This window comes from Tolypothrix sp. PCC 7712 (assembly GCF_025860405.1).
In the GTDB taxonomy this organism is placed as follows: Bacteria; Cyanobacteriota; Cyanobacteriia; order Cyanobacteriales; family Nostocaceae; genus Aulosira; species Aulosira diplosiphon.
The window spans coordinates 4,011,552-4,034,773 of sequence record NZ_CP063785.1; the positions used below are offsets into that span (position 1 = coordinate 4,011,552).

At 42.1% G+C, this 23,222-nt stretch carries 18 protein-coding genes; 10 read left to right on the top strand and 8 right to left on the bottom strand.

Annotated elements, in window-relative coordinates:
* Positions 1-328: 328 nt before the first annotated feature.
* The 3 genes from HGR01_RS16735 to HGR01_RS16745 form a co-directional block, all read right to left on the bottom strand.
* Positions 329-2,539, bottom strand: a complete 2,211-nt coding sequence (locus tag HGR01_RS16735; protein ID WP_045870925.1) for a dynamin family protein — start codon at positions 2,537-2,539, stop codon at positions 329-331.
* A 90-nt stretch (positions 2,540-2,629) separates the two neighbouring features.
* Positions 2,630-4,711: a dynamin family protein gene (locus tag HGR01_RS16740; protein WP_045870991.1), complete on the bottom strand. Its 2,082-nt coding sequence runs from the start codon at positions 4,709-4,711 to the stop codon at positions 2,630-2,632.
* Positions 4,712-4,856: 145 nt separating this feature from the next.
* Entirely contained in the window at positions 4,857-5,132 is a 276-nt protein-coding gene (locus HGR01_RS16745) for a hypothetical protein (RefSeq protein WP_045870926.1), read from the bottom strand.
* A gap of 271 nt (positions 5,133-5,403) precedes the next feature.
* On the opposite strand from HGR01_RS16745, the gene HGR01_RS16750 reads away from it, so the two are divergent.
* The 3 genes from HGR01_RS16750 to HGR01_RS16760 all read left to right on the top strand — a co-directional run bounded on the left by HGR01_RS16750 (position 5,404) and on the right by HGR01_RS16760 (position 7,762).
* A complete protein-coding gene (locus tag HGR01_RS16750) occupies positions 5,404-6,378 on the top strand; it encodes a cysteine synthase A (RefSeq protein WP_045870927.1) in 975 nt (324 codons plus the stop codon).
* A 174-nt stretch (positions 6,379-6,552) separates the two neighbouring features.
* Positions 6,553-6,882, top strand: coding sequence for a (2Fe-2S) ferredoxin domain-containing protein (locus tag HGR01_RS16755; protein WP_045870929.1), 330 nt, complete (start codon positions 6,553-6,555; stop codon positions 6,880-6,882).
* A 55-nt stretch (positions 6,883-6,937) separates the two neighbouring features.
* Positions 6,938-7,762, top strand: a complete 825-nt coding sequence (locus tag HGR01_RS16760) for a DUF5331 domain-containing protein (RefSeq protein WP_045870930.1) — start codon at positions 6,938-6,940, stop codon at positions 7,760-7,762.
* 186 nt (positions 7,763-7,948) lie between these two features.
* On the opposite strand, the gene HGR01_RS16765 is transcribed toward HGR01_RS16760, so the two are convergent.
* Both HGR01_RS16765 and HGR01_RS16770 read right to left on the bottom strand, forming a co-directional pair.
* A complete protein-coding gene (locus HGR01_RS16765) occupies positions 7,949-11,095 on the bottom strand; it encodes a CusA/CzcA family heavy metal efflux RND transporter (RefSeq protein WP_045870931.1) in 3,147 nt (1,048 codons plus the stop codon).
* A gap of 5 nt (positions 11,096-11,100) precedes the next feature.
* Positions 11,101-11,748 (bottom strand): cobalt transporter, encoded by a 648-nt coding sequence (locus HGR01_RS16770; RefSeq protein ID WP_045870932.1) that lies wholly within the window; start codon positions 11,746-11,748, stop codon positions 11,101-11,103.
* A 329-nt stretch (positions 11,749-12,077) separates the two neighbouring features.
* Here HGR01_RS16770 and HGR01_RS16775 point away from each other — a divergent pair, with 329 nt between their 5' ends.
* The 4 genes from HGR01_RS16775 to rppB all read left to right on the top strand — a co-directional run bounded on the left by HGR01_RS16775 (position 12,078) and on the right by rppB (position 16,540).
* Positions 12,078-13,490, top strand: coding sequence for an MFS transporter (locus HGR01_RS16775; RefSeq protein WP_255325228.1), 1,413 nt, complete (start codon positions 12,078-12,080; stop codon positions 13,488-13,490).
* Positions 13,491-13,808: 318 nt separating this feature from the next.
* On the top strand, positions 13,809-14,423 hold the full coding sequence (locus HGR01_RS16780; RefSeq protein ID WP_045870934.1) for a hypothetical protein: 615 nt from the start codon (positions 13,809-13,811) through the stop codon (positions 14,421-14,423).
* 72 nt (positions 14,424-14,495) lie between these two features.
* Positions 14,496-15,203, top strand: coding sequence for a two-component system response regulator RppA (gene rppA, locus HGR01_RS16785; protein WP_045870992.1), 708 nt, complete (start codon positions 14,496-14,498; stop codon positions 15,201-15,203).
* Positions 15,200-16,540 carry a two-component system sensor histidine kinase RppB gene (rppB, locus tag HGR01_RS16790; RefSeq protein ID WP_045870935.1) on the top strand — a complete coding sequence of 447 codons (1,341 nt, stop codon included), beginning with the start codon at positions 15,200-15,202 and terminating at the stop codon, positions 16,538-16,540. Before rppA ends, rppB begins: the two co-directional genes overlap by 4 nt.
* 65 nt (positions 16,541-16,605) lie before the next feature.
* On the opposite strand, the gene HGR01_RS16795 is transcribed toward rppB, so the two are convergent.
* From HGR01_RS16795 to HGR01_RS16805, 3 genes are all read right to left on the bottom strand, one after another.
* A complete protein-coding gene (locus HGR01_RS16795; protein ID WP_228045473.1) occupies positions 16,606-17,346 on the bottom strand; it encodes a carbonic anhydrase in 741 nt (246 codons plus the stop codon).
* 203 nt (positions 17,347-17,549) lie between these two features.
* Entirely contained in the window at positions 17,550-19,127 is a 1,578-nt protein-coding gene (locus HGR01_RS16800) for a sodium:solute symporter family transporter (RefSeq protein ID WP_045870936.1), read from the bottom strand.
* Between the two features lie 47 nt (positions 19,128-19,174).
* Entirely contained in the window at positions 19,175-19,450 is a 276-nt protein-coding gene (locus HGR01_RS16805; RefSeq protein ID WP_045870937.1) for a DUF485 domain-containing protein, read from the bottom strand.
* 529 nt (positions 19,451-19,979) lie between these two features.
* On the opposite strand from HGR01_RS16805, the gene HGR01_RS16810 reads away from it, so the two are divergent.
* From HGR01_RS16810 to HGR01_RS16820, 3 genes are all read left to right on the top strand, one after another.
* The gene (locus HGR01_RS16810; RefSeq protein ID WP_228045472.1) at positions 19,980-20,198 is read left to right on the top strand and encodes a hypothetical protein; all 219 of its coding nucleotides are present in this window, start codon (positions 19,980-19,982) and stop codon (positions 20,196-20,198) included.
* Positions 20,199-20,377: 179 nt separating this feature from the next.
* Positions 20,378-20,788: a GNAT family N-acetyltransferase gene (locus tag HGR01_RS16815; RefSeq protein WP_045869845.1), complete on the top strand. Its 411-nt coding sequence runs from the start codon at positions 20,378-20,380 to the stop codon at positions 20,786-20,788.
* 321 nt (positions 20,789-21,109) lie between these two features.
* Entirely contained in the window at positions 21,110-23,200 is a 2,091-nt protein-coding gene (locus HGR01_RS16820) for an S-layer homology domain-containing protein (protein WP_045869844.1), read from the top strand.
* Positions 23,201-23,222: the final 22 nt, after the last annotated feature.

Sequence of the window (23,222 nt, forward strand, 5' to 3'; positions counted from 1 at the left end):
TCATCTTCTTCTATCTGCGGTTAATTTCCTTATATTAAAATACAGTTCAGTTAAGAAAATTAATTGATAACAAAACCAAAAAAGTAGTTACTCGACAAAAAAACAGAAGAATAATTTTGGAGGGGGTTTGGGGGACGCAACCGTCACCCAATCGGGGGTTTGGGGGAGAATCCCCCAATTTACCTAGCTTTTTTAATAAGTGACAAATCAATCGCTAATGAGCTTAACCCAAGCATATTACCTTATATTGCTAATGAGATTAGCAATAAATATGTTAAGTTCAGCTTCGCTATAACGCACCCTACTATTTATCCAAAATATTATAATTTTATTGAAATTTTTCCGACAAAATTGTATAAGCTTCATTAACTAGCCGCATTTTATCTTGAGCTTGTTTTTGTAATTGTGGCTGATTAACAAATAAATCAGGATGCCATTTTTTCACTAAATTTTTGTAAGCTTGTTTTACCTCCACAAATGAAACACCAGCTTGCAATCCTAAAACTGAATATGCACGAGTAATTTTGTCTTTTTCCGCTTGAGTTTTAGGCTGCTGATATGTATAGTTATTTTGATTTGTATTGCTTTGTTTGTTAGCTTGATAACCCGGAGAACGCATTTCTGCTTTCATCCGCGCTATTTCTTCATCTAGTTCCCAATTGCGGAATTTTGCTTCCACTTCGGCTGGATTGGGAGATGGTGAAGCCTTGGGTGGGGGAGGAGTATTAACGCGGTGAGTAGAAGTGCGATATGTAGAGGATGCAGAACTATTCGCTTTCTCTTCTACTTTTGTGTAAGTCCTTTGTTCTGGTTCTGCTGGTGGGGTATATGGCGTATATTTTGGTATTTCTCGATAAGGTTGATAATTAGTAGATATCTTAGCTTTATTTAACTCTTGCCATAATTGATTAAAATTATTTTGTAACTGCTGCAAATTTTGCCGCTTATGAGCAATTTCCAGTGGTTCTTGGCTACCTACAAATCGGATTACTTTTTTAGCTTTTGCTTCATATTCAGCTAAGATTGCTAATCCTTGATGACTCAATTGAGTGAAATAATCTTCAGTTGCATTTATGCAAATTTGAGCAACTTGCTGATGATAGGATTCCTTCGCTGATTTGTCGTCAGCATCTTGAATATTTTTATTTAATAAATAAGAAATACTTCCTAAGACAGCCGCACCTACAGGCCCACCTAATAACCAGCCAATACCACTACCAACTGCTACTGTACCGGTTTCACTTAAATCATTGCTATTGTTTGGCTTAGGAGGTAGATTAATTTGGGGTTCGCTGGGTAAGGGAATTAATAAATCTTCTGGTCTTTCTTCTTGAAAAAATTCGTAAGCTTGATATAGCCATTTCATTATCGAGCGTTGTAACTCTGTTAAGTCTTTTTTTAATATATCTGTTTGCCAAGTTTTAAACTTATTTTCAGCAATTGCTACTGTGGCATCAGTTTGATATTTTTTTAGTAATGAGTCTAAATTTAGCCAAGTTCGTAAATTATCAATACTCTTATTTAAACCTTGCTGAATAAGATTTGCAGCTTTTTGTTTAATTGCAATTTTTGCAGTTTGTTTGTCATCAAAAGAGCTAACTTCGCTAAGAAGGGGGTCAATTTTAGCTTTTAAATTTAATTGAATTTGAGATGCGATCGCCTGTACTTTGGGTAAGCGTACAGTACCGCGATTTTGTTGTAAAATACCCACAATATTTTGCAACGCTGCTTCAAAGGTAGTTAAGCCACTACTAGTAGCTAGAGCCACATCTCCTTTTAATCTAGCTCTTAACGCTGGTAAAGCATCCACACGATATAAATTACTAAACCCTGGCGGTAATTCGGCGCGAAAACTTTCTGCAACAAACAGCAGACGATTTTGCACTTGTTGCTGCTCATCTGGTTCGAGTAAGTTAATAAAATTAGCAACGAAAATAACGGTTTTAATACCCCGATCTAATAGCCAATCGCGCAGATTTTCGCGTTCGCCTAAAGTCATTAACTTACGCGCATCAAGTAATTGTATAACTAAATCTGTAGTCAGCAGGCGATCGCGGACTAAATTATCTTGGGCTTCTCTGTCATTTGTACCGGGTAAATCTAGTAATTCTATACCTCTTGCTAAAAAAGGATGAGGACAAAAAATTTCTACAGATGCTACATCTTGGCGCATCTGTCTGTTACCATCCAAAATGGCAAACTGCTGCAAAATTTCTGTACCATCACGCTCAATTTCAGTACCATCTTTTAAGATGATGCGCGTTTGTAAATCAGCCCCATATTTGACGCTAATTGCTGCGCCAGTAGTGGGAATTAAATCTATCGGTAAAGTGCGATTTCCTAATATGGCATTGAGCAGCGTAGATTTACCATGATTAAAAGGGCCAAATACTGCAATCTGAAAGTTAGGATTAGCTAAATAATTAGAAATCGCAGTTATATCTTGATGCAGTTGTGATTTACTATCTAAACCTATTAATGTAGATGCAGATTTTAATGAATTGATTAGCTCTTTATAATCTTGGTATTGTGGTTGCATATTTGCTCTCTCGTTTCCTTGGATGTAGATACCCGAATTCTGAAAGAATTCGGGTATCTGGGCAATAAATTCAAAGCAGAGGAAATTATCTCAGCTGTAATAAGCTAATAAGTTGCTGTAAGTTGCTTCAATCTTTTGCAGTTCTTTTATTACTGCTTCCTGCAAATTCTTTAACCGCTTTAATTCACTTTCACGATTTATTTCCTGTGAGGCTTTTTGCTTCAGCAAATTATCTAATTCTGCTTTACGAGATGTGATATCTTCATTAATCCGCTTAGTAACCTCTCTTTCGTAAGAGTCAAAACATTCTTTTACTGCATCATATACAGTTTTAGATTGTTCGTTGGCTACTTGTGGAAGATGTTTCACTAATTCTTTTTTGGCAGTTTTGACTAATTCTTTACGTGCTTGATCTGCTTGTAAAACGCCTATTCCTAAGCCTAGTAATGCAAATCCAATAGGGCCGAGAAAAATCCCTGTAACTGCCGAAATTATGCCGCCAATGCCAATTACAGTGAAGTAATTCAATAAAATATTTTTCCAATCAAACCCTGCACCAGCTAAAGCTACACCCGCAAAATTTCCTTGTGATAAGGATAATAATCCTATCGCCCATTTTGCCCAACCCGGAGATGTATCATCTTCTGGCGTACCTGTGGAATGAACTTTTACTTGTTGTCCAGTTAATTTTTCGGTAATTTTATCTGTGACTTGGCTATAGGATGCGCCATACTGTGCAGCACTACGAGAAAGTTCTCTAAATGCTGCATTAATATCTTTTTCCGCTGTTAAAGTCCAAGCAGAGAATTTATCAGTAATATATTGTTCAAAGGCTTTTTGCAGCGCCGCATTAAATGCTTCCCGTTTACCGCTACTGAGTAAGTCAAGCAAATTTAATTCTGGTTGATAGCGCAAGAAATCGGTTTCAAAGGTATTACCTAGATTTAAAACGTAGCTGCGAAAAGATTCTGAAATTGTTCTTGCTTGTGTATCTCTAGTATTGATAATTTCTTTTTGGAATTGATCGCCAATATTGGTTAGCTTCTTAAACTCTGGTTCTACAGAGTTAATTCTCTCCTTCAATTCATCAACATCTTTATCTAGCAAAGGTAAGCGTCTTTCGATAGCTTCGCGGGTGTGATTACAAGTTTGTCTCGCCAAAGTTCTGACTTGTCGTAATTCTGCGATCGCACGTTCTCTAGTGAGGAAAGTATTCAATGCTCCCATAAACTCTGGAAAGCCAGTTCCTTGTAAATCCGCTTGGGGATTCTTCAATCTTTTTCTCAGTGCTTGAATTGAGGAAAGCTCAAAAACTCGCTCATTATAAATATTCTGTCCATCTACATGACAATATTCTGCCAAATTCGCTTTAAATACTTGTCGTAATCTATTCTCGGCGGCGTTTAACTCTTCTGTATCATCAGGATCTATCAATGATTCCCGCACTTGATCCCAGGCGTTGACTAAGAAGAATACTGTTAAGCCTCGACCTTTAATATAATTTTCTAAGTACCGCCGTTCGCCTAAAGTACAAGGTTGTGATGCTCTCATCACAAATAAGATAGCATGACAATTATTGACATAACCTAAAGATAATTCGTTACGTGCTTCCGTATCATTTAATCCTGGACTATCAACAATTTCAATCCCCTTTTCTAATAGTGTTAAGGGATACTCAACTACAGCATGATCAACATCAGGAAATGCTTGTTTCTTCTCTTGTTCTAGTTTCTTGGCTTCAGCCGGGTCAATAGTATATTTATATTTAAAGCTTTGAAAATCTAATTCTTGGGGACTTTTCCCGTCATTAAAATGAATTGTAACCTTTTTCTCTGGGCCGTAGCGCAATACAGTTAAGACTGCTGTACAGGGATTAACATCACTGGGTAATAAATTTTCCCCAATTAAGGCATTGAGAAACGTACTTTTACCCCGTTTCATATCGCCTAAAACTAACAGACGAAATACACCTTGCTTGAGATTTTTGCTAGCTGCTGCAATATCTTCAATATCGCGTTCTAGGCTGAGTTTCCCTGAAGAAGATTCCCCAACTAATTCAGCTTGATTAATTGTATCTGCAAGTTTACTTAGACAATCAGCCATTTGCGATCGCACTTGTGCAACCCGTTCTAAATCATTGATAAATTGATCAGTTGCAACTTGATTACTCATCAGATTCATACCCTAATTAAGGTTGATTTTTAGAAGATTCCAGAAACAGCTTGTAAGCTAGCCATACCAGCGCCGCTGCTCGGAAGTCAAAAGGAGCCAGTGCGTTGCGGGGGTTCCCCCCGTTGTAGCAACTGGCGTTCAAAAGTCAAAAGAAAAGACTTATATCTTTTGCACCATTGGGAATGGTATGTTTATTTACGCCGTAGTGTACTAGTGCAGCACCCAGCATGATATTTTTCAACAACGGCTGAGATAGCTTTTCCGGCTGATGCTTAACAGTTTTATAAACAGGTGGATTAATTTCTGCTTCCATTTCCCGGAGTTTTAATTCTACTTCTCGTTGTCGAATTTCACGTTCGCGCTGTTCCAGTTCTTGATTGCGTTCTGCGCTTCTCTGCTGCGCTTCGCTATCGCTTTCCATTACTGTCCACTCCGTTTAGGACAATGACATGATTTAAGTAATCATGACATATAAATGTATTTTATTTTACTAAAATTTATAAAGCCTCAGTATAATCGCTACTTTACTGGGGATTGGGGATTAGGGACTGGGGACTAGGGATTGGGGACTGGGAAAATTGTCAATTAGAATTGCAAGCTAAAATTAGATATGGAAGGCTTAAAAAAACTATAAATACTGCCGCCAGTATACGCCAAAATTTTTATAGAAAATAATTTAGGTACGGTCAAATATGGATGTCAAACATGGCTTCGTAGGCACAGTTGGTAACACACCTCTGATTCGCCTCAACAGCTTTAGTGAAGAAACAGGGTGCGAAATTTTAGCTAAAGCCGAATTTCTCAATCCTGGTGGTTCCGTTAAAGACCGAGCTGCACTGTATATTATTGAAGACGCAGAAAAGAAAGGTTTACTCAAGCCTGGTGGTACAGTAGTTGAAGGTACGGCTGGTAATACTGGCATTGGCTTGGCGCATATTTGCAATGCCAAAGGTTACAAATGCCTCATTATTATTCCTGATACCCAATCCCAAGAAAAGATAGACGCACTTACAACACTAGGTGCAGAAGTTCGTCCGGTTCCTGCTGTTCCCTACAAAGACCCCAACAACTACGTTAAGCTTTCAGGCAGAATTGCGGCGGAGTTAGACAACGCGATTTGGGCAAACCAATTTGATAATTTAGCCAACCGCAATTCCCATTATGAAACCACAGGCCCAGAAATTTGGGCACAAACAGATGGTAAAGTTGACGGCTGGGTAGCTGCTACTGGTACTGGTGGGACATTTGCTGGTGTCGCACTTTACCTAAAAGAAAAGAATCCAGCTGTTAAATGCGTTGTTGCTGACCCCCTTGGTAGCGGACTTTACAGCTATATTAAAACAGGTGAAATCAAGATGGAAGGTAATTCCATCACCGAAGGTATTGGTAACAGTCGCATCACCGCCAATATGGAAGGCGCACCCGCCGATGATGCAATCCAGATAGATGACCCAGAAGCTTTGCGAGTAGTTTACCAACTGCTGAGAAAAGATGGTTTGTTAATGGGTGGTTCCACAGGGATTAATGTAGCTGCGGCTGTTGCATTAGCCAAGCAGTTAGGCCCAGGACACACCATCGTCACCATTCTCTGTGACAGCGGTTCTCGCTATCAGTCCCGCATATTCAACCGCGAATGGCTTGCCTCTAAAGGACTTTCCGTAGATTAGTTAAAAATTGTAGAGACGCGATTCATCGCGTCTGTTGGAGAGATGCGATTCATTGCGTCTGTACAAGAGTCAAAAATAATTAATTTCCCCATCCCCAATCCCCATCCCCAATCCCCATTACCCCTTATCCCCAGAGGGGGCCCCGAGTTCCCCAGTCCCCAGTCCCCAATCCCCATGTCAAACACTACTCAGCCACAGTTCCCCACAATAAATCCTGCTGCTGTGCCAAAATGCGTGCGGGTGTGTCAAAACCGCACTTGTAAAAAACAAGGCGCAGCAGATGTGTTAGCGGCTTTTACTGCTTTACCCGTTCCCGGTGTCATCGTTACATCTAGCAGCTGTTTGGGACAATGTGGTAGCGGGCCGATGGTACTGGTATTACCTGAGATGATCTGGTATAGCCGAGTTCAACCAAGCGAAGTACCTCTATTGGTAGAACAACACTTAATAGGTGATCAAAGAGTCAAGCAGATGCTTTATTATCGGTTTCATCCCCAAGGATAAACCTGTTTTAAAAATATCAAGTCTGCACTCTTTGTTGACTGAAGTGAGGAAGCCAATGAACATTCAACAGCTACGTCAATCATTGAAAATGAAGTGGCTGAGTTATTATCAACAAAACCGGCCCTGGTTAGTAAAAATGCGGATTTGGGCTACTTATGATGGTCTGCGCCGACCTTCATCTGGTTTTATGTTGGCTACTCTGTCTGTTTTAGAACCTGAGTTTGATCAAATACTTGGTTTTATTATGGAACTCAATAATAACCCTGATCAAATAATTAGGGCATTGGGTTTGAACTTCAATCCTGACGAAGAGTTAGATTTAATTAATCAAGATGATTATATTGTTTCTGACCAATTTTCTGCCGAGCCTTTAGAAGCAATTCAGGATAAATTAGAGCCTGTATTATTAGTTACCGATAATTTAGCAGTCACTTCCCAATCTCCTACAAGAATATTAAATTCCGAACCGTTCCTGAGCGATCGCACCCCCACAAAAATTGCTGTACCATCTTTTACGGTAACTAATAGCGTAGTTCGCCAACCGGAATCATCATTTGCAGTGGCTACGGCGGTGAGTCGAGAGTCTGCTGCTACAACGCTGCTGGCGGAAAAACCCACAGATGAGATTTTACCAGCACAGCAAATAGAGCCGCTAGCCCAGCCTACTGAAGTATCTGTCAATGAAAAAACACTGCAATCTCTTGGTCTCAATATTCAGCGTCCTAGCAATGGTAAATCCCTGAAGGTGCAATTACCACCCATACCCAAGAAAGTCAAACTTTCACATATTAGTAATGCTACTACTGTATCTTCTTGGGTGGATGAATTCTGTCAAGGTGCTGATTGGAACCCAGAGGAAGCTATTTTCATCCACTTTTGAGGGAGTGGCTTTCACTTCTAATTTGCAGAAATATGGGCAAGAATGGGCTCGGTGGCAATACTACTCGGTTAAGGGTTTTGAACTCAAAATTGGTTTTGGGGAAAAGGTTAAAGGTTTTTTCTTTCCCTTGAACCATTCCCCTTTTTCACTTTCACCGACAAGTATTGGGCTTGGTTGCTGATGAATTTACCAATATTGTGGATCGGGATTCAAAGGCAAACTTATTTCATTGTTAGCAGGCTGTTTGGGGATTAAGTATTTGCCAAACTGAGCATAGAGCGCAGGAATCACGAGCAAAGTTAATGCTGTAGAGGTAAATAAACCGCCCAACACGACAATTGCCAATGGTTGCAAAATTTCATTTCCGGCTCCTCTAGAGAGTACCAAGGGTAATGTTCCTAATGCTGAAGTCAGCGCCGTCATCAGGATGGCATCAATTCGTTCCAATGAACCTTTGATAATGACATCTTTAGGGTGCATTCCTTGAGCAAACTTGCTGTTGTAATTGTCAACTAGTAACAAACCATTACGGACAGCGACACCAAACAAGGTAATGAAGCCAACCAAGGAAGCAACTGAAATTACGCCACCTGTCAGCACAATAGAAACAATCCCACCCACTAGTGCTAGTGGCAGATTGAGCATGATAGCGATGGTAGCGGGAAGCGATTTTACCGAGAAGAACATCAAAACTGCGATCGCAATCGCCGCCAAAAGGCTAAATACTAGTAGGTTGTTAGTTGCTCGTTGTTCCGATTCAAACTGTCCGCCGTACTGGATAAAGTAGCCATTAGGTAATTTGATTTTCTGTTGAATTTGGGATTGAATATCGCCAACGACACTGCCCAAATCGCGCTCGGCAACGTTCGCCGAAACCACAATCAGCCGGGATACATCTTCCCGATTCACTACATTGGCTCCCATACCATACTCTACTTTCGCAACCTCGCCTAACTGGATAGTTTTTCCTGTCGGCGTAGTGATGGGAATAGCGCGAATGGCATCTAAACTATTACGAGCTTTTTCGGTTACAGAAATAGAAATATCAATGAGTTGCTGATTTTCTGCTACTTGCGACACCACAAGACCATTTAAAGCAGTTTCCACAACTTCTGACAACTGCTCCATATTCAATCCATAGGTAGCTGCTGCCGCCCGATCATAATGAATTTGTACCTGACGAATTGGTAGTTGGGGTTCTAGTTGCAAGTCTACAATTCCTGCAATCGGCTGTATCACATCTCGTACTTGTTCGCCAATTTTCCGTAGTTCAATTAAATCTGGGCCAAAGATTTTCACTGCGATCGCACTTCTGACTCCAGATAGCACTTCATCCATGCGGTGAGAAATAAATCCACCAATGTTAGATGCCACACCAGGCAGTTTATTAAACTCCTGCCGCAATTGTTTGATGCTGGCTTCCCGATTTTGCAACGCGCGATCGCTCAGTTCTACATCCACATGAGCCATGCTCACTCCCGCCCCGTCTGCATCTCCTGGCGCACGTCCGGCGCGGACTTGTACCCACTCATACAAAGGATTATCCTTGAGCGCATTGGAGAATGCCATCCCTGCTCGATTAGTCATTTCTAGGGAAACACCAGGAAACAAAACCATTGAATTAACCATTGATTTTTCCTGAAATTCGGGAAGAAACACCCGTCCCAAGGAAGGAATAATTGCAAAAGCAGCAACTAAAGCTGCAAGTGCTACACCTAGAATGATTTGCGGTAATCGCAGCGACAGATTGAGTAGTGGACGATACAATCGCTCTGCCCAGCGCGAAGCGAATGTGTTCTCTTGAGGCAAGGTGCGATTTGCTAGAAGAATGGCACAGAGGGCAGGAGTTAAGGTCATTGCCACTATTAAAGAAGCTGCAATTGAGAGCAAATAAGCCAGCCCCATTGGTGCAAAAATCCGTCCTTCAACTCCGGTCAAGCTAAAAATTGGTGCAAAGACAACGATGATGATTACCGTTGAGAAAATTACTGCCAACCGCACTTCTACAAAGGCATCAAAAATTACTTTCAACGGGTGCTTGGGCTGACTCTGAAGTTGATTGGTTCGCAGTCCACGATAGCAATTCTCCATATACACAATTGAATCATCGACAAACGCACCCAGCGCTACCACCAATCCACCCAGAGTCATAGTGTTGATACCTAAGCCAAAAGCTTTTAGTAACATCACACCAATTAACAAAGATAAAGGAATCGCCGTTAGGGTAATCATCGCTGTTCGCCAGTTCATCAAAAACAGCAGCATGACTATTGACACAATGATGATGCCTTCGATTAAAGAGCCACCAACATTGTGGATGGCAATATCAATAAAATTAGCTTGGCGGAAGGTTTGTTTCACCTGCACATCGGCGGGAAACGTGGGTTGCAAAGATTTCACTACCGCTTCTACTGCTTTGGTGACGGTGGGAGTATCAACATCTGGCTGCTTGTTGATCATCATCACCACAGCAGGTTGTCCATTAAAGCTTGCATCCCCCCGCTTTGGTACCGCACCCGTTTGTACCTGCGCTACATCTTTGAGCAAAATCGGTTTACCATCTTGCACCTTTACCACAGATTGTTGCAAATCTGTAACTGATTTCACCTGCCCAATGCCGCGCACCAACATTTCTTGACCACCACCAATTAAAAAGCCACCAGGAGCATTAGAATTTGCGCCCTTGGCAGCATTGGTAACTTCGGTCAGGGATACATTGAGCGATCGCAATTTTTCTGGATCGACTAACACCTGTTCCTGTCGTTCATCCCCACCGTAAACGGTAACTTGGGTGACTCCTGGCACAGATAAAATTTGGTTGCTAAGGGTGCTATCCACCAGACGGCGCAAATCCATCAGCGAGGTTTTCCCCTGCCCATTTACAGTAAAGGCATATTGTAAAATTGTGCCTAATGGTGATGCTAACGGTGAAATTTCCGGCGGATGCACCCCCTCCGGTAACTGATTGGTCACCTGTTGGAGTCGTTCTGTTACTGATTGCCGCGCTTTATAAATATCGGCATCCTGGTCAAATACCACCTGCACCATCGACAGCCCGACTTTGGAGGAAGAACGCACCGTAGTTACCCCAGGTAAACCATTCACCGCACTTTCAATCGGTACAGTAATTTGTGATTCTACTTCCTCTGGAGCTAGTCCAGTCGCTTCGGTTTGAATATCCACCTGGGGGGGTGCAAATTCAGGAAACACGTCCAGTGGCATCTGAGTGATAGTAAATACTCCCCACAGCGTTACTAAAATTGCAGAGATAACTATGAACCAACGCTGGACAATTGAGGTTTTGAGAATCTGATTGAGAATTGAGTTCAACATTTCAATTAAATGTCTCCCTTCTTATCAGAAAAGTCACTTTTCTTTTTGCGATTGCTAACTATAACAGCGATCGCGCCTGCTACTAAGACTGCTCCACCACCGACGGAGGCTAAAACACCCTTTGATACTCCACTGGCTTGTGGGGTGTCATGGCTGTGAGCCGTACCTTCAGTGTGTGCTTTAGCATGTTCCGCGTCGGTTTGGGGAGTGGCGATCGCGGCTGGACTAGGGGTTGTATCGGCAGTTTGGGTTTTGCGAGATTCGGCATAGAGTGACAAACTACCCTGAGTAACAAGCTTTTCCCCAACTGATAATCCTTTGGTGACTTCAATCAGTTCACCCTTAGTTGTGCCAGTTGTAATTTCCACTGGCTCATAAAAATTTTCATATTGCACAAAGACTATCTGTTTCCCGTTGGCATCAACCAGCGCTGTCACCGGAATCATGACAGCAGATCCAGATTTGGCAGAGGAGGCGATTGGCGTGACCACAATACCTAACAGTTGATCTGTTTGAGCATTGACTTTCACGCGATTAATACCACCTGTTGCCTGAAATTCATCACCATGTCCAGCGTGAGCAAACACAACTGTAGGCGCACAGATGGTTAGACTCGCTGCCAGAATAGAACTTATTAGCCCAAGGGATTTCATGCTCGCTCCTCACAATGATATTTGGTTACACAAAAGTTCTTCCTAGTCTGCCAAAGGGCAGATGAAATCCAGGTGAAATTGAATATATTTCGGATAATATCAAGCTCATGGTTGATTTCCCTGGAGGGATGGGGCTTTTACTGGTCAAACCAGTCCTGATTAGTAAGCTTTATATCTTGGATTGGGTGCTAGAGAGCGCTCAGGCATTCCCAGATGGGTAATCATTATATGCCCCCCTATGGGTTATGCTTGAAAGTAGTTTATAACAACCTTTTAAAACTTATCCCTCTGACAAACAGGGATAAATTAGCTTTAATAAACACCAACAGATGATGATTACGAGGTTTCATTTCTTTGCCAGTTTGAGAAACCCTGTTTTTGCAAGGCTTTACGCAGCTCAAACCATTAATTTGTTAGGGGATGCGCTGACTTGGGTAGGTTTGGCGCTGCTGGCTTTTGAGTTAGCTGGAGATAGTAGCGCAGTTGTACTTGCCTTGGCGTTGACGTTGCGAATTACTGCATTTGTTTTACTATCTCCCTTGGCAGGGGCTTTGGCTGACCGTGTTGACCGCAAATCAATACTCGTGGGAACGCATTGTGTACGCATGGTAATTGTTAGCCTATTGCCTTTTGTCACACAAGTTTGGCAAGTGTATGCCCTGATATTTACGCTTAATGTCTTCAATGCCTTCTTTACGCCAACTTACCAAGCCACAATTCCACTAGTAACTGGTAAGAATGATTATGCAGCTGCGATCGCTCTTTCTAGTGCTACTTATCAATTACTGGGTGTACTTGGCCCTGGTATAGCTGGCAGTGCTGCTGCTTTCATCGGTGCCAGACAAGTTTTCTTTGTGGATGCTGTAACTTTTCTTGTGGCGGCAGTATTGATTTTTACCCTACCTGGTCATTTAAGAGTAGCACCAAATCAACAATCATCAACAACAAGTGGTAGAACCTGGCAAGACATTAAAGACGGTACAAGCCGCCTTTTTAGTGATGCACCTATTCGATACGCACTTTTCATGCAGTTGGTTGCATCCATTGCTGGAGCAGAGATTTTGGTGAATACCGTTGGCTATGTCCAGGGAACTCTCAAATTAGGAAATGTGCAGTACGGCTGGGTAATGGCTGCTTTTGGTATCGGTGCAACGCTTTCCGCTGTAGCTTTTGGTGCCATCAGTCAACATATTAATAGAAAAAGCTTTGTGTTGTTCGGTGCGGTTTTGATAACTTTGTCCTTACTACCTGCTAATTATGCTTCTTTAAGTGTATTGATGATTTTGTGGCTACTGGCTGGTTTTGGACAAAATTGTGTGAATTTACCCACCCAAACTTTGATTGCCGAGCGCATTAATCGTGATGCCCAAGGACGTGTATACGGCGCACATTTTGCTTGGAGTCACTTGTGGTGGGCAATTTCTTATCCTCTGGCTGGGTGGCTAGGAGGCAAATTTCCAGAAGGTGAATTCCTCTATGGCAGCTTTGTGGGTTTAGTACTGTTAATTGTAGTACAACTTACCCTGAAACCCCCAGTGGATGAAAATGAACATATCCATGAAAATATTTGGCACGAACACTTACATATCCACGATGAACATCATCAGCACGATCATCACCAGGGGATACTAGAATCCGAACCACATACCCATCCTCATCAACACAGATTAATGCGTCATTCTCACCCCTACTCAGATGATAGCCACCACTCCAGGTATAGGAGCCAGCAATCAGAAAGTTAAGCTCTCAAATGGGAGGGATTTTGCGGTCATAGGGCATTGGATTTCTTCCCCGTGCCCCATGCCCAAGACGGCGGATGGTGAGAAGAACTCCACAAATTTCTAAACATCCTCTCCCGCATTTCATCCAGATTTCATATACAGCGTGTTAATTTCACAATTAAATCGAAATAGATTGTGTTATCCCACTGCGTGAACAGTGGGAATTTCTTCTCAAAGAGCAATCATGAGGAGAAATGACAATTTTCAAGAATGTTTTTAATTTAATTATCAAAAAATAAATTTCTCTAAATTAAAATTAGGTAAATAATTTTTAACTATATGCTAATTTATAAAAATATTTTTTGGTTTAATAGTTTATGTTTATTATTAATTATTGTCTTTATTATTTATAATAAAATATTTGATGTATCAGTTGGAGGCTTGTTCTTACCACCTCCTACCCCATTATATCCAGGTGCAGGATTGTTTACACATGGATTCCAAATACTATGTTCTATACCACCTATAGTTTGTGCTTTTAGTTTTACTTTACTAAAAACTATTAAACCTAATAATAGATATAATCAATTTTTTCTTTACTCTGCAATTTTAACAACAGGTTATTTAGTTAATGGAATTTATCGACTACATATAATTTTTCTGCAATTTGGCATTCCCAAGCTAGTAACTATTGTCTGCTACACGATTATTGCTAGCTTGTATGGGTTAGCTTTTAGACGGCAAATCAAATCAACACCTTATACTATCCTGATCGCTAGTTTAGTCTTATTATTTATTGCTATTACAGTAGATTCCTTGCATTTAGAGGGTGATGGAACTCCTAGCTTATTAGAAGGTATTCCTAAATTGTTGAGTGGGCTGAATGTCGCGCTTTATTTTTGGTTTGTCTGTTATCGAGAAGTGCTACACTCCTTGCAACCTGCTAAAAATTGAGGGCAGATGAAATCCAGGTGAAATTGCAGATGTTTCGGTAAGATCAAGCTCATGGTTGATTTGCTTGGAGCGATGCGAATTTTACTAGTGGAAGATGAAGTGGATTTGGGACAGGCAATCAAACAAGTCTTAATTAGTGAGAGATATATCGTGGATTGGGTACCAGATGGCTCTCAGGCTTGGCTGTGCCTGGAAAACCAATGGACAGATTACACCGTCGCTATCGTCGATTGGCTGCTTCCGGGAATGTCGGGGTTGGAGTTATGCCAAAAGCTCAGATTGCACAAAAATCCTTTACCAGTACTGATGCTGACTGCGTTGGGGCAGGCAGAAAACCGTGTGGCAGGGCTAGATGCGGGAGCCGATGACTATTTAGTCAAACCGTTTGTCATGGAAGAATTGCTAGCGCGGTTGCGGGCGCTACAGAGGCGATCACCTCAATTACAACCCCCTACCTTGACTGTCGCAGGCTTTACTCTGGATGTAGCAAACAATCTGCTACAAGTAAATTTAGACCAATCCGCCCCTCTCTCCATTCCCTTAACCACCAAAGAATTCCAGCTGCTGATGTATTTGATGCAGAACCCCAATCGCATCATTCCCGGAAGTAAATTGCGTCAACAACTTTGGGACATGGACGAGGAGCCAATTAGCAATGTGGTTGCAGCTCAAATGCGTCTACTACGTCGGAAGTTAGCAACTCATGACTGCCCCTGCCCGATTGAAACCGTTCCTGGCGCAGGCTATCGTTTTAACTCCCAACTTAATTCTCAGCCATGAATAGCTACTCACTGTTTCGGCGCAGTCGTCTACGGTTAGCCCTCTGGTATGCCGCAGTCATGGCCTTGATTTTAAGTGTTTCTGGCTTTGGGATGTATCGCGCAATGGTGGAAGCAAACTGGGCAGCAATGGAGCGCGAAATTGAGTCAATCGCAGGCACCCTCCACGATAGTGTAGAACCACTGCTGCCTGCTGCGGCAGAACCAACTGCTGTGCTGCAACAAATTTTTCCAGATTTATGTTTGAGTGGACAACCCTGCAAAGCTACCCCTGCCCTAATTCAACGGCATACTATTGGCATCAGCGATCGCACGACGTACTATATTCGGCTATTTAATCAAAAAGGTAAATTTCTGGCTTTTTCACCCAACCAACCATCATCTCTGCCTCAAACTCTCAATCGTGCTACATGGCAAACTTTTCACACGCCTAATGGCATTCGTTATCTCCAATTCACAACGATATTGCATGGTGCTAATGACCGTTCATCCTGGGGCTATTTGCAACTTGGACGGAATTTAGAGCCTTTGTACGCCGAAAATAGGCGAATTCAATGGATTATGGCAATTGGATTGCCTATTACCCTGATTTTTGTAGCTATATCTAGTTGGTGGCTTTCTGGATTAGCAATGCAACCGATTTACCAGTCCTATCAGCAACAGCAACAGTTTACCGCTAATGCTGCCCACGAACTGCGATCGCCTCTTGCTAGTCTGTTAGCAACTGTGGAAGCTGTCCTCCGCATCCCACAATCAAATCAGCAAGATATGCAAATCATGCTCCAGACTGTTGAGCGCCAGGGGCGACGGTTGAGCCATTTGATAGCAGATTTACTTTTGTTGACTAGTCTAGAGCAGAACTCATCACCAAAACCCTTTCAGCCCTGTTGCTTAAATGATTTAGTGACAGATTTGACTGAGGAATTTTTAGAGCTGGCTACTGCTTGTGATATTCACTTAACTTGCCAAATTCCCAGTAGCGAAGTTTACACTTTAGGTAACGAATCACAACTTTACCGCTTAGTGTCAAACTTGATTGCCAATGCCATCCACTACACGCCCAGTGGCGGCTATGTGACTGTCAGCTTAGTAAAGAACGAGCGCACTGCGGTGATTGCGGTGAAAGATACAGGAATTGGGATTGAGCCTACTCAACAAAAGCGAATTTTTGAGCGCTTTTACCGTGTAGATAGCGATCGCTCTCGTAAAACTGGCGGTACAGGGTTGGGGCTAGCGATTGCTGTGGCGATCGCCCAAAAACATCAAGCGCATCTAACAGTTGAAAGTCAGGTGGGAAAAGGCAGCATTTTTACCCTAGAACTCACAATATCTAGTTGAAGTATCTATCTTTTTGGTGTTAACTATCAGTATTTTTCTCAGCTAGTTATTCTTCCTTCTCTGGCCTAATTTTCAACTGTAGATAAACCTAACTCACTGGCTTGTTCGCAACAACAACCCGCAACCCCATCTGTGGGATGTATCTCAGACATAGTAACTAAAGGCATTTTGGATAACAAGGAAGATGAAGTTAATTGCCATTGTAAGGTTGAGACATGCAAGTCTTTGATTAACCCTGTTTTGATGTCTAGTACCCAACCATGAATTTTTGGGGCGTTTTCGTCATGGAGTGCTTTCCGCAAGATGGGAGTGTGGTAGAGATTTTTTACCTGCGCTAGCACGTTGATTTCTGCTAAAAAATTCAGGCGTGCTTCTCTGGTAGGTAAAGCGTCTATCTCTTCTTGATTTTGCAGGTAAAGTTCCCGAATAGGATTTACCCAGTTATCAATAATGCCGGTGGTTCTTCCCTCCAGCGCTGCTTTAATTCCACCGCAATCGTAGTGTCCACAAACAATGATGTGTTCCACCTGAAGATGACAAATTGCATACTCTAAAACCGCTAGGAAGTTTAAATCTGTGAGCGAAACTTGATTAGCAATATTGCGATGGACAAATAACTCTCCCGGTTCTGTGCGGGTAAAGTTAGTCAGGGGCAAACGACTGTCAGAACAACCTAAGTACAGAAAAGGAGGTTTTTGCCCATTTGACAGCTTATTAAAGTAATTTGCGTCTCCAGCTAGTTTTTCTGCAACCCAAGACTGATTATTACTCAGCAGTTCATCAATGGTGTGATATTTCATCATCATCGAATAAATCTATGATATGCATTGTATTTTATCTATATGTAAATTTGTAGTTTCTTAAACAATCCCAAACAATCTTCTGCTAAAAAAAATTACGAAATTGAAACTGAGAGGCTGATTTTTCTTCCTAATTGACAAACATTCTGAAGGGATGAGAGTTTTCCCATCCCTTCACAAATAATCCCGGATTTTCTCGGCAAAGAGTTTCAACTTTGGGAACCAAGGTCGATGCGCTTTTCTACTTCTGCGAATCTTTCTTGTGCTTCTTGTTCGCTATATAGTAGGGAGACGACAATCCCCACAATAAATGCCAGGGGAATAGTCACCAAGCCAGGATTTTTTAACGGGAAAGGTGCTGTCGCGTGCTTGAGGATTGTGACTTGGATAGTGGGAGAGAAATAAATCAGCACTAAAGAAGAGAGGGTTCCTACTAACATACTGGCTACAGCTCCGTTAGTAGTGAAGCGTCGCCACAGCATTGATAATAGTAAAGCGGGGAAGTTGGCACTAGCTGCGATCGCAAATGCTAAACCTACCATGTAAGCTACGTTTTGTCCTTTGAACAAAATACCTAGCAATATGGCTAATGCACCTAACAGCATTGTGGCTCCACGAGCGACTTTGAGCTGTTCTGATTCGTTGGCATGACCACCGCGCACCACATTCACCCACAAATCATGGGACAATGCAGCTGCCCCAGAAAGTGTTAAACCTGCAACTACTGCTAAAATTGTGGCGAAGGAAACAGCCGCAATAAAGCCTAAGAAGGCATCCCCTCCTAAAAATTCCGCTAACATCGGTGCAGCCATGTTACCACCAGTACCAATTTGCTTGATGGCATCTTGACCTACTAGTACCATTGCCCCAAAGCCGAGAATAAAGGTGAGGAGATAGAAAAAGCCAATAAAAGCCGTGGCGTAAGTCACAGAAACCCGCGCTGCTTTAGCATCGGGTACTGTATAGAACCGCATGAGAATATGGGGTAATCCCGCAGTTCCAAACATTAACGACATCCCCAAAGAAATCGCATCCCAAGGATCGGAAACTTGCTTACCTGGGGCTAATACACCAGAGTACTTATCAGCGGCGGCGGCGAAGAGATTGAGGGGATTAAAACCAAATTTTGCTAGTACCAAAATCGCTAGCAATATCGTTCCGCCTAACAATAAAACAGCTTTAATAATTTGTACCCAGGTAGTAGCAATCATCCCCCCAAATATGACATAAGCCATCATTACGCCACCAACGATGACTACGGCTAATTCATATTCAAAGCCAAATAGTAGTTTAATTAGTTCCCCTGCACCTACCATCTGGGCAATTAAATAAAAACTGATGACTGCTAAGGTACCAATTGCTGCCGCAATCCGTACAGGTTTTTGCTGTAAGCGATAAGCGACGACATCAGCGAAAGTATATTTACCGAGATTTCTTAGGGGTTCGGCTATGAGGAACATGACAATCGGCCAGCCTACTAAAAAGCCGATGGAATAAATTAAACCGTCAAAACCATTGAGGGCAACTAACCCAGCAATTCCTAAAAAGCTAGCTGCACTCATAAAGTCACCAGCTAAAGCCAGCCCATTTTGGAAACCGCTGATATTACCTCCGGCTGTGTAGAAGTGGACGGTGCTTTTAGTCAACTTGGCCGCCCAATAGGTAATACCGAGGGAAGTGGCTACAAACAATATAAAAAACGCGATCGCCAACGGGTTAAAATGCCCCAAATTGGTAAGATTATCTACAGCTAGTGGGAAGTTGTACCACAAACTATTGATGCCCATATTTGATTACAAATTTGAATTTTTGATAGAGAACAAGTTATTGGCGCTTATTTACGTGTGAGATTAGCGATGCGATCATCGTATTTAGTATTTGCCCAGCGCACATAAAGAAAAATCAATATCCATGCACAGACAATTACTAATGCCCCTAGCAAAATGCCAAGACTAAGTCCTGGCAAGATTAATGAACCTAATAATGGTTTATTGAAGGCAATTAGCAGAATAAAGCCAAAATAAATCACCATCATGGCTCCACTCAGCAGCAGCGATACTCGCCAACGGGCATTAGCAAGAGACTGGAGAGCTTTTTTGCGATCGTCCATATCTTCAGTGAATTTGTTGAGACGATAAGTCCAAATTTTCTCATTAAAGTTGAGTTTTACTGAGGATAGACATAAAAACTTAATGTAATACTAATTTGAAAAAAGAATGCGACAGATTGTAGGGGCAAGGCACGCCGCATTGGTGTCAACTTAAGCTTAAAGCTATATAGGGCGGGCGTTGTACAAAAACCCTCGCCCTCATCCCCTAACCCCTTCTCCCGCAGGAGAAGGGGAATTAAATCTCTTGCTCCCCTCTCCTGGTGGGAGAGGGGTTGGGGGTGAGGGCAAAAACCTTGCAACCAAGAGGGTTTCACATTAAGTTGACACAAGTGGGCACGCCGTGCGCTCTAGAATATATTGATGTGTCACAAACATTATTTGATTTGGTATTATACTTGGCTATTTCTATCCGCTTGAGCCATTCCACTATTAATGGAATATCGTCTATTCGCTCGGAGCTTATTTTTACCTCTACTTCGCTCATCAATGCACCCCATCCCTGCACAATTCCTCTCTTCACACTACTGTTGTGAGTATGGTTAACCAAGGGCTGAGAGCAGCTATTATGCCCCGGCTAGCAGCAGTTCCGATTCCTCCAAAGGTGCAAGTATACAGTTTACCTGTACCTTTAGAAAGAATTATTGGCGTTGCCATTTTATCAAAGGCTCTCCATGTGCCGGCAGTATTCACTTTTTTAGAAATGCTGAGAAAATTTGATTTTTATAGTTTGGCTCAATTTATTTATTGATAATTTGGCAATTTTATATTATTTTTTAAAATTCCTTTGCGAGATTTAGATACCCGACTTTTTCAAAAAGTCGGGTATCTGGGCAGTAACTTTTACTTAAGTAAGCGCTATTTTAGCCTACAGCAATTTTAGTTTTACTTTATAAATAACCTCTTAATCAAATTGCTCACGACTAAATCATGCACTACCAAATTGTTGACCATCTGACTGAAAATCAAATTTTAGAGTTAGCAGATTTATACAAAAACGAATTTTGGAGTAAAAATCGTAAATATCAAGATGTAGCCAAAATGTTGGTGGCATCAAATATTATTATTGCCTTTGTTACTGATAGCCAAGAATTGATTGGTTTTACCCGCATTCTGACAGATTTTGTCTATCGGGCAACTATTTACGATGTAATTATCAAACCTACCTATAGAAAACTAGGACTTGGCGCTAAGTTGATGGATGCAGCCATCAATCATCCCCAATTGCGAGAAGTTGAGCAAATAGCGCTTTACTGCTTACCAGAGATGATGCCCTTTTATCAACGTTGGGGTTTTACAACTGAAGTGGGCGAACTGCGGCTGATGTATCGTTACCAGTAGGGATTGGGGACTGGGGACTGGGAAAAAGCAGGGGAGTAGGGGGGAAAAATAACAAACACCTATTACCAATTACCAATGCCCTATGCCCAATTACCAATTACCCATGCCCTATGCCCTATGCCCCATGCCCTATGCCCCATGCAGATGTACAATTACTGTGCCTTTAATTAAATTTAAAGATGTAGGTACGATATAGCGCCAGTATAATCTGCTTACTCGGATATATTTTTCGCTTAGATGTACTTAATGTTCCCAGAGTGATTATAACTAGAGTTATTATTTAAAGCCGTCAAAAATTAAACAATTGACTAGTAACAACTAATGGTGAACTCTAGCCTCGTGACCACAATCTATGTCAATTCCGTACAGGGGAATGATGCTAACGCTGGTTCACGGTTGAGTCCCTTTAAAAGCCTCACCCGTGCCTTAAAAGCCTCTACACAATCTACTATTATTCAACTGGGTTCTGGGACATACAGCGCCGCTAGCGGTGAGGTGTTTCCCCTGATTATCCCTGCGGGGGTGATTGTGGTGGGTAACGAAGCCAGTAAAGGCGCTGGCATTGTGATTATTGGGAATGGTACTTATCAGAGTCCGAGTTTTGGGGCGCAAAACGTGACGCTGCTACTGCTAAATGATGCCAGCCTTCGGGGTGTAACTGTGACAAATAACACGCCTAAAGGGACTGGTGTCTGGATTGAGTCAACTGCTCCCACTGTTGCTAATAATACTTTTATTAATTGTGCAAGGGAAGGCATATTTACCACAGGCACAGCGAAACCCGCAATTTTAGATAATGTATTTTTGCAAAATGCTGCCAGTGGGTTGACAATGGCACGTAATAGCAAGGGCGAAGTTTTGCGGAATGTTTTGCAAAAGAATTCTATCGGCATAGCAATTAGTGATGCGGCTGCGCCTTTAGTGGCAAATAATAAATTAACAGAAAATCAGACTGCGATCGCACTTTCTCGCGATGCTAAACCGGTGTTACGTCAAAATGTAATTACCAATAATTCCCAAGGCGGTTTGTTGGTGAATGGCAATGCATTTCCCGATTTAGGGAGTAATCAAGACTCTGCTGGTAATGTTTTTCGTGATAATCAAGTATTCGATTTACAAAATGTCACATCTGGGCAACTAATTTCTGTTGGTAATCAATTAAATCCCAGCAAAGTTAAAGGTGCAGTTGATTTTCTCTCTTCATCGATAGAAACTCCTTCCCAAGTATCACTAGGCACTAGCTTTTATGATCTAGGTGGGCATTGGGCAGCCGCTTATGTAGAAGCTTTAGTAGGTAAAGGCCTGATTAGTGGCTTCCCCGACGGTTCATTTAAACCCAATTCACCGATCACTCGTGCCCAGTATGCTGCTATAATTGCCAAGACTTTTCCACCACCCAGCAGTAGTAAAGCCAGTAATTTTACGGATGTCAAACCAGATTTTTGGGCAGCATCAGCCATTTCGCGGGCGGCGAATATGGGTTTTATTAGTGGATTTCCTGATGGGACTTTTCGACCAGGACAAAACTTAACAAAAATTCAGGCAATTGTATCTATCGTGAATGGATTGAAATGGAGTGGGGGGAACCCAAATGTGTTGACTGTATATGGCGATCGCGCTCAAATTCCTAGCTATGCTACTAATGCGGTGGCAGTGGCTACCCAAAAGTTATTGGTAGTCAACTATCCAAAAACGGAACAGCTAGAACCATTGCGGGATATTACCCGCGCGGAGGTAGCTGCAATTATTTATCAGGCATTAGTTGCTATTGGGCAAGAAAAAGCGATCGCCTCACCTTACATTGTCAACCCTGATGTTGATATCCCTTCCTTCAGCGATTTGAAAGGACACTGGGCAGAAGCTTTTATTCGCGGCTTAGTCAGCATGGGCTTAACCACAGGTTTTGCCGATGGTACCTATCAGCCAGATAAACCCATGACTCGCGCCCAGTATGCAGCTTTAGTGGCAGCTGCCTTTAACCCAACTGCTAAACGCGCAGCCATCGATTTTACTGACGTACCCAAGAATTTTTGGGCTGCTAAAGCCATAGAAATTGCCGCTAGCGGTGGTTTTGTGAGTGGATTTAGCGATCGCACTTTCCGCCCCGATCAAAATGTCCAAAGGCTACAGGTAATTGTCTCTTTAGTAAATGGACTAGCCCTACCAGCAGCTGATAGCAATACCTTAGTTACTTATAAAGATCGGGATACTATCCCTGAATATGCCCGGAAGGCTGTAGCAACAGCTACTCAACAGCAGATAGTAGCTAATTACCCAGATCCTAAGCTGCTTGTGCCAGTTCGTGAAGCGACACGTGCAGAAGTAGCAGCGATGGTTTATCAAGCTTTAGCTGCAATTCAACGCACAACAGCAATTAATTCCCCCTATATTGTTTCCCATACCATTAACTGACACAGTAGAATAAGAAGCATTT

Bases quoted from the DNA above. Each gene is read 5' to 3' on its own strand.
- HGR01_RS16765 (WP_045870931.1), bottom strand. From the start codon at position 11,095: ATGTTGAACTCAATTCTCAATCAGATTCTCAAAACCTCAATTGTCCAG.
- HGR01_RS16800 (WP_045870936.1), bottom strand. From the start codon at position 19,127: ATGGGCATCAATAGTTTGTGGTACAACTTCCCACTAGCTGTAGATAAT.
- HGR01_RS16815 (WP_045869845.1), top strand. From the start codon at position 20,378: ATGCACTACCAAATTGTTGACCATCTGACTGAAAATCAAATTTTAGAG.
- HGR01_RS16820 (WP_045869844.1), top strand. From the start codon at position 21,110: ATGGTGAACTCTAGCCTCGTGACCACAATCTATGTCAATTCCGTACAG.
- HGR01_RS16775 (WP_255325228.1), top strand. From the start codon at position 12,078: ATGATGATTACGAGGTTTCATTTCTTTGCCAGTTTGAGAAACCCTGTT.
- HGR01_RS16805 (WP_045870937.1), bottom strand. From the start codon at position 19,450: ATGGACGATCGCAAAAAAGCTCTCCAGTCTCTTGCTAATGCCCGTTGG.
- HGR01_RS16755 (WP_045870929.1), top strand. From the start codon at position 6,553: ATGTCAAACACTACTCAGCCACAGTTCCCCACAATAAATCCTGCTGCT.
- HGR01_RS16745 (WP_045870926.1), bottom strand. From the start codon at position 5,132: ATGGAAAGCGATAGCGAAGCGCAGCAGAGAAGCGCAGAACGCAATCAA.
- HGR01_RS16770 (WP_045870932.1), bottom strand. From the start codon at position 11,748: ATGAAATCCCTTGGGCTAATAAGTTCTATTCTGGCAGCGAGTCTAACC.
- HGR01_RS16780 (WP_045870934.1), top strand. From the start codon at position 13,809: ATGCTAATTTATAAAAATATTTTTTGGTTTAATAGTTTATGTTTATTA.
- HGR01_RS16795 (WP_228045473.1), bottom strand. From the start codon at position 17,346: ATGATGATGAAATATCACACCATTGATGAACTGCTGAGTAATAATCAG.
- HGR01_RS16760 (WP_045870930.1), top strand. From the start codon at position 6,938: ATGAACATTCAACAGCTACGTCAATCATTGAAAATGAAGTGGCTGAGT.
- HGR01_RS16740 (WP_045870991.1), bottom strand. From the start codon at position 4,711: ATGAGTAATCAAGTTGCAACTGATCAATTTATCAATGATTTAGAACGG.
- HGR01_RS16750 (WP_045870927.1), top strand. From the start codon at position 5,404: ATGGATGTCAAACATGGCTTCGTAGGCACAGTTGGTAACACACCTCTG.
- rppB (WP_045870935.1), top strand. From the start codon at position 15,200: ATGAATAGCTACTCACTGTTTCGGCGCAGTCGTCTACGGTTAGCCCTC.
- HGR01_RS16735 (WP_045870925.1), bottom strand. From the start codon at position 2,539: ATGCAACCACAATACCAAGATTATAAAGAGCTAATCAATTCATTAAAA.
- rppA (WP_045870992.1), top strand. From the start codon at position 14,496: ATGCGAATTTTACTAGTGGAAGATGAAGTGGATTTGGGACAGGCAATC.